The organism is Wenzhouxiangella sp. YN9, assembly GCF_056324165.1.
Window position 1 is genome coordinate 1 of record NZ_JBJNIP010000032.1, and the last position, 11,694, is coordinate 11,694.

General features: G+C 56.7%; 9 protein-coding genes. 1 reads left to right on the top strand and 8 read right to left on the bottom strand.

The window, feature by feature from the left end; all coding sequences use genetic code 11:
* The 8 genes from ACEWQ0_RS00140 to ACEWQ0_RS00175 form a co-directional block, all read right to left on the bottom strand.
* Positions 1-119, bottom strand: a 119-nt coding sequence (locus tag ACEWQ0_RS00140) for a transposase (protein ID WP_476484132.1), incomplete at its 3' end; no start/stop codon positions are given.
* A 65-nt stretch (positions 120-184) separates the two neighbouring features.
* The gene (locus ACEWQ0_RS00145) at positions 185-1,096 is read right to left on the bottom strand and encodes an alpha/beta hydrolase family protein (protein WP_476484125.1); all 912 of its coding nucleotides are present in this window, start codon (positions 1,094-1,096) and stop codon (positions 185-187) included.
* A 121-nt stretch (positions 1,097-1,217) separates the two neighbouring features.
* Positions 1,218-2,432: a group II intron reverse transcriptase/maturase gene (gene ltrA / locus ACEWQ0_RS00150; protein WP_476484126.1), complete on the bottom strand. Its 1,215-nt coding sequence runs from the start codon at positions 2,430-2,432 to the stop codon at positions 1,218-1,220.
* Positions 2,433-3,040: 608 nt separating this feature from the next.
* Entirely contained in the window at positions 3,041-3,427 is a 387-nt protein-coding gene (locus ACEWQ0_RS00155; protein ID WP_476484127.1) for a hypothetical protein, read from the bottom strand.
* A gap of 69 nt (positions 3,428-3,496) precedes the next feature.
* Complete coding sequence (locus ACEWQ0_RS00160) at positions 3,497-4,345, bottom strand: hypothetical protein (protein ID WP_476484128.1); 849 nt, start codon at positions 4,343-4,345, stop codon at positions 3,497-3,499.
* 119 nt (positions 4,346-4,464) lie between these two features.
* Positions 4,465-7,116: a DEAD/DEAH box helicase gene (locus ACEWQ0_RS00165; protein ID WP_476484129.1), complete on the bottom strand. Its 2,652-nt coding sequence runs from the start codon at positions 7,114-7,116 to the stop codon at positions 4,465-4,467.
* Between the two features lie 2 nt (positions 7,117-7,118).
* On the bottom strand, positions 7,119-8,936 hold the full coding sequence (locus tag ACEWQ0_RS00170) for a site-specific DNA-methyltransferase (RefSeq protein WP_476484130.1): 1,818 nt from the start codon (positions 8,934-8,936) through the stop codon (positions 7,119-7,121).
* Positions 8,936-10,720: an ATP-dependent nuclease gene (locus tag ACEWQ0_RS00175; protein ID WP_476484131.1), complete on the bottom strand. Its 1,785-nt coding sequence runs from the start codon at positions 10,718-10,720 to the stop codon at positions 8,936-8,938. The genes ACEWQ0_RS00170 and ACEWQ0_RS00175 overlap by 1 nt, the downstream gene beginning before the upstream one ends.
* An 855-nt stretch (positions 10,721-11,575) precedes the next feature.
* Between ACEWQ0_RS00175 and ACEWQ0_RS00180 the strand changes: the two genes are divergently transcribed.
* Positions 11,576-11,694, top strand: a 119-nt coding sequence (locus ACEWQ0_RS00180; protein ID WP_476484132.1) for a transposase, incomplete at its 3' end; no start/stop codon positions are given.

Sequence of the window (11,694 nt, forward strand, 5' to 3'; positions counted from 1 at the left end):
ACTTCGATCAACTCCCGCCGAATCACGCCATACAGGCGTTTCCGACGATATTTCGGAATGAAAACGATGTGGTACTTACACTCCCATCGAGTGTGTCGTAAACTGCTGACTTGTCTCATGGTTTCTCCTTAGCGTGGTGCTCGGCGGCTCACGCTTCGGAGTTACCATGAGATTTCCGGAATCGTCAAACATTGAATGCCTCCCCAGCAGAGCTGGGGGGTCTCCCGAATTTGTCTAGGATCTGCTGGTCCTGCTCCGCCAGAACAACCCTGATTGGAACATCGAGTAAAGAGAAATCCTGTTCTGTCATCAATGATAGGAATGCAGGGGCAATTGCATAGACCGCTCGGATGCGCGGATCACTGACAGGATGCTCGTCTCGAACAAGAGCCTCTTTGAACGTGATGTCAGAACTCGCGAGGGCCCGAATGTCTGCCTCCGTGAATCCCGCTTCTGGAGGAAGCTTGCAGACAGGGTTGCTTGATTCATCCTCGCAGCGCAATTGTCTATCAGCGACCTTGAGGTGCGCGCCTGCGGAAGCCAGCACGCTGTATCCGCCAATTGAGAATCCAGCCGCACCAATACGACTGCTATCAATATGAGGTGCAATCTCCTTATCGCCGAGCAGTTGATCAACCAGCATGGAAATGTCGCGGGCTCTCTCTGCCGGAAGGGCGAAGCCATGTGGCCAGGAAGTTTCTTCCGCTGCCGTATTTCCATGATGATTGATGCCGGCGACTATGAAGCCGGCCGCAACTAGACTTTCCGCCAGCCATGATAGCTGCGCCGCACTACCGCCAGTGCCATGAGACAGAATGATGAGTGGACGCTTCTGGGTATCAGCAAATGGCGCATTCAGTGCGTTGCGACCAAAGCGGAATACTCCGATGTTCCATTCGGTCTCGACACTACTGTCATGCGTCTGATACCAGACAGTGGTTGCAAGAGGGCGAGGTCCGGCATTAGCCCAGTCTGTCCTGGAGGCATCGACGTAACCGCGATGTAGGCGTCCGACCTTCACCTCGCGCTCAGCAGGCTCGGAGCAACCGGCCAGCAAGAATAAGGTCATCAATACGTAGATTGGGAGATATCGCACTTCGGATGCTCCTGAAGACTGTCAATGCGGCCTAATCGGGATAGGGAGGCACCTTACGATGCCTCTCCTCCCACACCACCGGGCATACGGATCACGTACCACGGCGATTCGATGAACATCGCTACCGCGCCACCAGGCTCGGTAGCCCCAGGTCAGCAAAGTACTTCGCGGGCAGGGCCCGTCTTAACGCCGGGGTGTGCGATAGCCGCCACGGCCCGTGGGCCGATTTCGACGTCTGCCAGGCCTCGCGTACACTCACGCCCATTCGGCGCAGTTGGCGGTAGCCCGAGCGACCCCATTGCTTCCAGAGATAACAGCGTAGTCGTCGCCGCAGCCATTTGTCGATCTCGCGCAGCGGGCTCGGTACCTCGGCCATTCCGAAGTACGCTTTCCAACCAAGCAGGTAGTCTCTCAGGTCTGCCACGACATCGGCTAAACGGTGACCTCGCGTGCGGCGGGTCAATACCCGCAGGTGGGTCTTCAATCGGTGCAGCGCCTTGGGTGACACTTTGAGCCGGTGAGACCCGCGGGTGACCGTAAAGCCCAGGAACTGGCGCTTCCATGGTCGATCGACCGCGCTCTTTCGTGTATTCACTTCGAGCCGGAGTGAGTCTTCGATCAAGCGCGACACGCTGTCCATCACCCGCTCGCCCGCTCGATGACTACCCACCAGGATCTGGCAGTCGTCAGCATATCGGACAAAGCGGTGGCCGCGCCGGTCCAGCTCCCAGTCCAGTTCGTCCAGCATCACGTTGGCCAGTACCGGAGACAGCGGGCCGCCTTGCGGCACGCCGGCATCGGTCGGGCTCAAGTGGTCCCCATCCAGCATGCCAGCCGTCAGAAAACGGTTGATCAGTCGCAGGAGACGACGATCCGGGACATGGACCTTGAGCCGGTGCATCAACCGGTCATGGTTGACCCGGTCGAAGAAGGCCGCCAGGTCCAGGTCCACCGTCCATCGGCGGCCCGACCGGACATCGGCTTGCAGGCGTCTGACCGCCTGCTGCGCCGATCTGCCCGGCCGGAAGCCGTAACTGCGCGGATGGAAGTGGGGCTCCCATTGCGCCGATATCACCTGCGCAATGGCTTGCTGAATGAAGCGGTCCAGAACCGTCGGGATGCCCAGCAGGCGTTCCCGTCCGTCAGCCTTGGGAATCCGCACGCGTTTGACCGGTTGCGGGCGATATTGCCCCGCTTCCAGTTGGTCGCGGATCATCGGCCAGTTCTGGCGAAGGAGGTCCGGCAGTGCATCGACGCGCATACCGTCGATGCCCGGCGCGCCTTTGTTCTGGCGTACTTGCTTCAGTGCCCGCTGCAGGTTGCTGCGTTCGAGCACTTGGTCCCACAGCGAAGCGGTTGATGGTGAGGCCGAAGCGATCCTTTCCCCAGCCGCCGATTCCTCCCGTGCACTTGGCACGGCCGACTCGCGTCGATTCTCTGAGGCGGTCCGGTGGCTCATACTCGGTCAATCGTCCTCGTTCATCGTTCGGGCCTTCGATGGCGCCACCCATCTACTATGCCCTCGGCTGACTTCTCCCTGGCGATCAGCGCCAATTGCTCGACGCTCAGCGCCGTCTCCAGCGCACCGGGGAGACCTCCCGGGGTAAGACACGAAACTTTCACGGCGCAAACGCTGGATTTATAAAACGCAGACCCGATGCAGATGGAGGGCTTCATGGTCACGTGCCCACTGGCCCCGTCTACGTCACACCTCATATCCAGTTCCTGTTCGTCGCCCCGCCGCTTTGGATTGGGCTTCCTCCAGACGCCACCTCGCGATAACGCCCTTGCCCTTCTCCTAACCTTCGGCTCTGCGAATACCTGGTGGGAGGACTTTCACCTCCCCAGCTTCGTGCCATGCCCGGCACACACGTCTGAGCTAAGCGGCGCGGCTTTAGCCGCGTCCGGTGGAGGCCGAAGGCCGGATCGTACTTGAGCGACTTGTTAAGTGCGCACATTCGAGCGCTCTTGAGTCGCATATTGTAGAGCGGGAGAACCAACCAGCAGGTGCCAGGCCAGTGTCAATTGCATCGTGGCAATGATGATGTCGACGACGAGCAGATATATGGGCACTCCGAAGGCAGATCCGGCGACGGCAGCACCAGCCGCTATAAGGCCGCTCAGCGTAAAGACCGCCACAGAAAGCAGACGCCCGAGGTTTGGGTTAGTGAACAGGCACACCAGAGTAAATACAAGAAACCCCTGAATGGCGATAAACAGAAGGCCCGCTCCGGAGAAGAGGTCTATATCTTCTAGCGGAAAGAAAGCCGCAACAATGCTCACGCCCATAAGAATTCTTGCCAGAATGAAGGAGAGTGGGACTTTTTCCATAGCACTTAACGCCTTGCTCACCGGTAAATTAGGAGCGTAGCGAGTAATTTATCCGCGTGCAGCAAATTGTTATGAGCCGACGCCGGTAATGTGCAATTTATGGACATCTACCCCTCCGAACGGGCTCACTGCTTCTTCTACGAGGCAGTACAACGTAACTTGCGGCTTCAGCAACGTATAAATGTATTCTACGTTATCCTGGTTTCCGAAAATGGTGAAATTATACTCACCAAGTGGTATCGCCTGCCCAGCATCAGAGACGGACAGCTTCCCAGCATTCTTGTATTTGTTAAAATCAAATACTTCGCACCTAAGCTCCGTCGTTTCTTTCTGTATTTTTGTCGGAATGTCGAAAGCGTCCCGATCGGCCTCACCAAGGTAAATATCATGATTTGGGCTGAACCGTTGGCCAGCAGACACTTCTGTTAATTTTCTATTACCCAGCAGGTGTGCCAAATCTTGGTAATTTGGAAGTGCGAGTTGGGCGATTTGGAATACGGGGCCATGATAGTGATGATGTTCATCGCCAATTCTCAGATCGACATCGCCATTGTTGTTGAACTCATAGGTAGGCTGATTTCCGCTACGCACCGCACCACAAACAAGTTTTAACATAGAGAAAGTGTCTTTGGTTAAATCCCATATGTTCTGCGGACCAAGGCTTGACACGAGGGGCAGCCCTAGCTGCACGCCTTGCAAAGCGATCTCAAAGTACGTTAGGAAAGAACCGTGCTTGAACTCGGTCGCTTTTATGTAAAATTTTTCTCTTTCGGATGCGGTTATACGGCTTTTTTCGGCGGTAACAAGATAGGTTTTGTCGACAATGCTTTGAAAGCTACTCAACGCAGATATCGCCAAGGGAAGCGGAACTCCCTCCTTCAGAATAGGGCCATCAATTTTAAATTGTAGTTCTTCCAACGGTTACTCCCTATCTGCTTCTAGTTCTCATAACGCCCAGCGTAACCGGCCGGATTTGGAGCGCCAGCGGAAAAGCCGGTCCGCGTTGACGCTGTTGTTATGTGCATATTGCTCCCTGCCTACCGGATGCCTTCATCCACCAGCGTCTGCTGCCAATCATTTTCCATCACCATCCTGAACCGCATGGGTTCGTCCTGGTCCTCAAGCGCAAGTTGGCCAATGGAGGCCGTCACATCGGCGTAGCGGGTAAATAGCTCGAACAGCTTCCGCTTGTACTCGGTGTCGTCATTACCTTTGAGGTGGTCGCCCTTGGTCTCCAGTACCGAGAAGCGGAACTTGCCTTCCTCGACGCCATGGACGCACGCCAGCAGGTCAGGGTACACCCGATGCCGCTGCCAGCCCTGCAAGCCATAGGAACGCTGATTGACGGCGATGCGGTGCCACCAGTAGACACACTGGCTTTCATCCAGATACCAGGCTGTATTCTTCTCCAGCTCGTTGAATTCCTTCTGGTACACCTTTTCAAACAAGCTCTTCTCCAGTGGCTCACCGTTCTTGCGGTAAAGCAGCGGGTCTACATCGGCTACATCAAGTTCCAGAGTTTCGGCAATCTTCCAGTTCAGTGCCGGGTCATTGGAGGCCACCAACCGCAAGGTGATTTCACCGCTATCGAGCTTTTTCCGAAACAGGCTTTCAGCCATGGCGTTGACCTGCTCGCGCAAGTCGGCCTTCATGGTTTGCACGAGATCCAACCGGTTCACATAAATCTGTTCATCGGTGACGTCTTTGGCCCGCAGGGCAGCCAGGGTTTCGTCCAGCAGGCGCATACCCTGCCAAGGGTTGGGCACCACATCGAGTAACTGGCGCACCAGATAGGGGGCGTCCAGCCCTTCATCGGGTAAGGCGTTAACCGCCTCCTGCTCAAGCTCGAACACCGTCTGGCCGGTCTCCTTGGCCTTTCGGTCCAGGGTGACGCGAGCCACCGTGCGTTGCAGCTTGTCATCGTCCATGGCGGCCTTGTCCGCCCCCAGAAACTGCAATGTCTCCCAATCCAGTGCGCCCAACACATCGCGGTCGTAGTCCAGCGGGCGGTAGCCCTCCTGGGCACTGGTGTCCCGGTGCAACACTCGCGGGAGGAAAATGGGCGGCAGACCGGCGAATTTGCCCCGCCGGTGAATGGTCTCGCGGCGCATGTGCTGGGGCTGGCCGCTGCCCGGGTCCACGGATTGTACGCTGGAGGCCAGATCGGCCATACCTTCATCCTCCAGCCCCTTGCGCACCCCATTGACCGCCTCGGTCACATCCTGATCGAAAGTAAACACGTAGCACTCGTCCAGAGCGGCCACGCCGGTGGCCTGAGCGTGGGGCTGGCGCAGCACGCGGCCAATCATCTGCGTCAGCGCCGTGGTGGCCGTGGTGCGCGACAGCACCGCCAAAGCATAGGCGAAGGGGCAATCCCAGCCTTCGCGCAACGCGTCCTTGGTGATGATGAAACGTACTGGCGAGGTGGGGGATAACAGGTCTTCGTCGGCCAGCTCGTCGTCACTGGAGGTCTTCAGGCGGATATGCTCTTCCTTCACGCCCAGCTGATCGCGCAGGTATTCCCTTGCGTCTTCAGCATGGACCAGCCCGGCGTCACGTTGCTCCTTGCCGGTACGCTCCACGCGAATCAGCACAATGGGGCGGATATACCGCCCGGTCTCGTTCTGGAACGCCAGCGCTGCCTGCTCCAGCTCCTGTTGCTTGGCGTGCGCCAGCGTCAGAGTGTGCTTCCAGCCGCCCTTGCCTTCGTTGATCACATTGATGGGCAGCTTGATCATCTCCTCATCCTTGAGGTCTGCCCCGGGGACATTCACCAACACATTGGACTGGTGCTTGTTGTTCGTATTGGGCGTGGCGGACAATTCCAGGATAAAGCGCGGGTTGAACCCGGCCAGTGTATCCCGGGCGGTGTCCGAATAAGCCTTGTGGCCCTCGTCGATCACCACCACAGGGCGCACCAGTCGCAGCACATTGCCCAGGCTCTGCTTTACGGAAATCGAATTTGGCACAATTCCCTCGGCAAAGCCCATATCCGCCAGATCGTTCTGGTCCAGGTTCGGCACTTGATCGAGCAATGTCCGATTGGCCTCGCTGTCGTCTTCCACTGGGAAGAAGGAGGTAAAGCGACCACTGTCTCGGAACAGACGCAGGGTCTCCTTGGACTTGCGCGCCGCCGAGGGCAGCATCAGCAGCATCACGCACAACTGACCCTCCACGTCCCGGCGGGTAAAGGCATCGCCCTTTTCCAGCAGTTTCACCCGCCCGCCAGAAGCCCGTTCCAGCATCTGCCGGTAGGGATGCTCACGGTTGGCCAGTTGCTTCCAGGTTTGCCGGTAGATGGCCTCGGAAGGCACCACCCACAGCACCAGCCCGGTCTGGCGCTTGAAATAATCCGTCTGCACCCGTTCCAGCGCGGCGGTGGCCAACAGCGTCTTGCCACCGCCGGTGGGCACCTTGAAGCAGATATTGGGGATCGACTGCCCCAGGCCATCGGGCCGCGACAGGTGCGGCGCTACCACGGGATTGCCATTCTGATACAGATACGGCAGCAGCCGCTCCGTGTTGAGTTGGTCCCAGGCTTCCCGGCAGTAGTCGCCCAGGCCGGCTGTTTTGCCCTTGCTCTTCTGGAACTCGGAAAAATCCTCCGCCTGCTCCCGCTGCTCGGCCAGTACCGTCAGATAGCGGTCCAGCTTGCTCAGTACGCCTTGTTGGTATTCCTTCAGCTCCATGCTCAATCCCCCAGAATCCGGTGGACAGCATAGGGCAACTGACAGAACTCGATGCGCCGGGCGGTCAATTCCTTCTGGCTCATGAACTTGGCCACGGCAAACACAATGGCGCGCTTGCCGCTCTTGTTGCTCTTTTCTATGGCCGCGACCCGCTCGGCATTGAGGGCCGCGTCGTTGGATCGCAACCACTCCTTCTCCGGCTGGTAGAACAGGTGCACCCGGAAAAGATCGGTCTCGCCGATAAAGCCATCCGGCGCGGGCTTGCCAACTTTCTCCAGGGACTGCCCGGTGGCGGTGTAGAACACATAACGGGCCAGCGCCTCGAAGCTCGGCAGCCCCTTGCCGGTGAGCAGGCTTTCAATATCGATGGGATCACCCAGAGTGCAGTAAGTGAAGCTACCCCCCAGCCCCGGTGCGGTCTTTTCCACCTTGCGCTCGCCGGTGACGGTGAGCACACCATCCTTGATTTGCTTCTTGATCTTGTCGTATTCGTGGCCGTGCAGGTTTTCGATGGAAGCAACATGCTCCAGCACCTTAGCCTGCTTTTTCTCGAAAGTGCTCCAAGTGATGTTTTCCCTGTACAACTGCTCGCGCTGTGTTCCGCTATAGGGATAGCCATTGATCACACGGCGCACGCGCTCGGCGGTGAGGGTGTCGGCGTAGTCCTCGCATTCAACAAGGATAAAACGCCGGTTGCCGCTGTCTCTTTTGTTGGCTTCGAGCACGGCGTGGGCCGTCGTAGCTGAGCCAGCAAAGGAATCAAGCACCAATGACTCATTACTTGCGGCGATCTCCAGCACACGAGACAAGAGCTCCACTGGTTTAGGAGTGAGAAATAACTCTTCATCAGAGTCAGAGAAAATGTCCCTCAGCTTCTCTTTAGCAGACGAATTACTGCCAGCATCGCGATAAAACCAGACAGTTGCAGGAACTACGCCTTCTTTACTCTCACTAAGAAACTTTTTGATCCTTGGTATCGAGTCCCCGTTACGACCCCACCAAATCCGTCCATCGGCGTCTAGCTCCTCAAAACTTGACTTTGAAATTCTCCAGTATGTGCCCTTTGGTGGCTTATGCTTTCTACCAGCCGGAGAGACTATCTCGTACTGGCCTTGGCTGTAATAGTTCCTGGCCTGAATCGCGTTTGTTATCCACGGACCGCGTTCATCATTATCAGGATTAGAGTAATCGTCTGCACTGTCATCAGACTTTGAAAGCAAATTCCTGCACCACTGGGTTTCATCTTTTGCGTAAACCAGAATATGGTCGTGCATTTCGGAAAAATGTCTAGCAGAGTTTTTTACCGTATACATCTTCTGCCATGCTACCGAGGTGATAAAGCTTTCTTCCCCGAAAATCTCATCCATGATAATTTTGAATCTATGGACTTCATTATCATCCAGAGTTATCCATATACTGCCTTTTTCTGACAAAAGGTCCCGCAAGATGTTTATTCGCGGCCACATCATGCACAACCACTTGTCATGCCGCTCCAGGTCTTCCTTATCCACCGGGTTGGCCGACTTCTTCAGCCATTCCTTCATCAGTGGCGAGCGCACATTGTCGTTGTAGCACCAACCCTCATTGCCGGTGTTATAGGGCGGATCGATGAAAATACAGTCCACCTTGCCGGCATGGGTAGGTAGAAGCGCCTTGAGCGCTTCCAGATTGTCGCCGTGGATAATCAGGTTATCGTCCAGCGAGGGTTTCTGGCCCTTGGCGGGCAGGGACTTGTCCGGCACCACCTGCAATTCACGAAACGGCACCCCGAGATGGTGGGAATAGACAAACTGTTTGCCCTTGAACTCCAACGTCGGCATTAAATACTCCTGATCCAGTCAAAGCACGCCTTGAAGGCGGGCATCTGTTGTTCTATTTCAGCCGCGCTCATATCGCGCAGCCGCTGTTCCTGTTCGATAATGGCATCTTCGCCCTTGTCTTCGGCGCCGGTCACCTGCTCAATGCAGCCTTGCGGCCAGGCCCACACGCGATGGGCCTGGAGGGCATGTTGGGTCTGGTCGGCAAGGGCCTTGCCTTCTTCGTCGGCCGCGAAAAGCGCCCAGGTATCAGCGGCCATGCGCCCGTTGGCTTTATCGTTCTTGGGCAAGCCGTTATCGTGCAGCGCAAAGCTGTGGTCGGCTTGCAGGCGCGCCAGCGCGGATTTTACCTTGTTCAGGTCGTCCCCGTCCCGTGGTAGTAGCCCGCCGGAACGGGCATGGGTATAGGCAAAATCCAGATCCACCACGGCACAGGCGGCAATACCCATGGCGGCCATAACCGGCAAGGCCTTGGGGATATTGCCGCAGCCGCCGACGGACACAAAGGCGATATGGTCAATATCCGGGGTGATGCCGTAAAGCCGCTCGTAAACCAGCGGCAGCAGGCGTCCGTCCGTCTTGCCCTCGCAAATCACCACCCTGTTGGCAAAGTAGATCTCGGCCAAGTTGCCCAGCTCGAACAGGGTGCGCGACTGGCTTTCGGCGTTGCTCAGCGCGTCCTCCACCGCTTGGCGCAAAGGCTTCTGGGTGGTCGCGCCGGCTTCCGCGGTTTTGCCCACGATCACGGTATCGGCGGCGTTGTCCCGGCTGAGCATAAGCGGGGAGTGGGTGGAGAAGACAATCTGAAACCCGGCCTCGGCGAGATCAGCCAGCGCCTGCCGCAAGCGCCGCACCCCCTGGGGATGCAGATACAACTCCGGCTCGTCGATCAACAGCAGGCGGCGCGCCGGGCGGTTGTCGTCCTCCTTGCGGGTCTCCGCGAGATAGCGAATCAGCGCCATCTGAATGGCCCGCTGAGCCCCCGTACCCATCTGGTCAAAACGCCGCCGGTCGCCGGTGGTTTTGTCGGTGACATGCAGATCCCCGGCCTTGAAGAATTCCTTGACATCGACTACCTGCAAATCCAGATCAAGCGACAAACCGGGGAAGAAGTGGGTGAGCGCATCGGTGGCGTCGGTGTCGAACTGCTGCAAATGATCAGAGCGGTTATCGCCATCGGCGGTCAGTACATGGCGAATAGTCTCAAGTGCAGTGTTCAACTCGGCGTGAGCCGCCAACAGCGGCCCCATGATTTCATCCAGCAAGCCTTTGATAGTCGTACCGGCCTTGGCCTTGCCCAGATCCTCGCCGAGATCGTGCATGGCCTGCACCATCAGTGGTTCCGGCAGCAAAACCGACACCACCTGGGGCAATCCCGTCGGGTAATCACGCCAATACTCCGGCAATTCGTCGCCGTCGCGTTGTTCGGTATCCCACACTTCCTTCTTCACGGCGTTTTTTCCCGTGCCGTTGGCAATCACTCGAATCCACAACCGGCCATCGCGGCAATAGGGTTCAATGGCCCTGCGATGCTTCTGCTCGGGAATGCGATCCAATATCGCCTCACTGATACCATCAATACAGGCCGCGACTTCAATCGGTGATTTGGAATCGGCAAAATCGGCGAGAGGCAGCGCTTTTGGTTTCAACACCCATTCGATGGCTTGAAGAATAGTGGACTTGCCGGTGTTGTTCTGCCCCACCAGCGGTGTATAGCCCTCGAGTGGCAGCGACACATCACGACAGGCTCGGAAATTCTTTATGACAAGGTGGCTAAGGCGGTGCATCCATACCTCTGTTATTGTTCTGATTCATCACGTTGAGAGTCACATCCACGCCACAGTATTGGGCCGCACATAACGCTTTTGTTCAGCGGTGCCCTTGCAGCGCAGCGAAAAGGGCATCCGGTGGAGGGCCGGCAGGCCCGAAACGTACTGGAACTAATCGTTAAATTCATTCCAAGGTTACGCCACAGCCTGGGCAGCGCACTTTGTCAGACCTTTTGAGGTCGAATACTGTCAGTCCGCCCATTTGCAGTGCAGGCCCACATGCAGGGCAACGCCAAAAAATTCTTTTTAAAACATAGATTATTGCGACCACAGCAATGAGGAGACCGAATTCCGGCAACCCAAGTTCTGCATCCCTATCGGGATTAATGACACCCAAAATGAAAAAGCTGGCTAGAGCAACCAATACGGAGCTTAGACTAAATGCCCTGCGACGAGTCCGGAATTTTCGGGATAGCTCATCAGCGAAGTACACGGTTGCTTACCTCAATTTAACGTCTGAGCTAAGCGGCGCGGCTCTAGCCGCGTCCGGTAGAGGCCCGAAGGGCCGGAACGTACTTGAGCGACTTGTTAGGCTTTAGAACCACGCAATTTGCCATACAGCTTTCCAATTCTGAAAAGGAGTTCTGCCACGACTGTGCCAATAGCCAGGCCGGGGAGAAATGCGAAGACCACTACGTTCAGGGCCGTCAAATGCACTGGGTAGTTGGATTGCCACCACATTGCAGCCCACGCACTAGACAAATTCGGGAGACCCCCCAGCTCTGCTGGGGAGGCATTCAATGTTTGACGATTCCGGAAATCTCATGGTAACTCCGAAGCGTGAGCCGCCAAGCACCACGCTAAGGAGAAACCATGAGACAAGTCAGCAGTTTACGACACACTCGATGGGAGTGTAAGTACCACATCGTTTTCATTCCGAAATATCGTCGGAAACGCCTGTATGGCGTGATTCGGCGGGAGTTGATCGAAGT

Excerpts from the sequence above, each read along its gene's own strand:
- ACEWQ0_RS00175 (WP_476484131.1), bottom strand. The coding sequence starts at position 10,720 with ATGCACCGCCTTAGCCACCTTGTCATAAAGAATTTCCGAGCCTGTCGT.
- ACEWQ0_RS00170 (WP_476484130.1), bottom strand. The coding sequence starts at position 8,936 with ATGCCGACGTTGGAGTTCAAGGGCAAACAGTTTGTCTATTCCCACCAT.
- ACEWQ0_RS00155 (WP_476484127.1), bottom strand. The coding sequence starts at position 3,427 with ATGGAAAAAGTCCCACTCTCCTTCATTCTGGCAAGAATTCTTATGGGC.
- ACEWQ0_RS00165 (WP_476484129.1), bottom strand. The coding sequence starts at position 7,116 with ATGGAGCTGAAGGAATACCAACAAGGCGTACTGAGCAAGCTGGACCGC.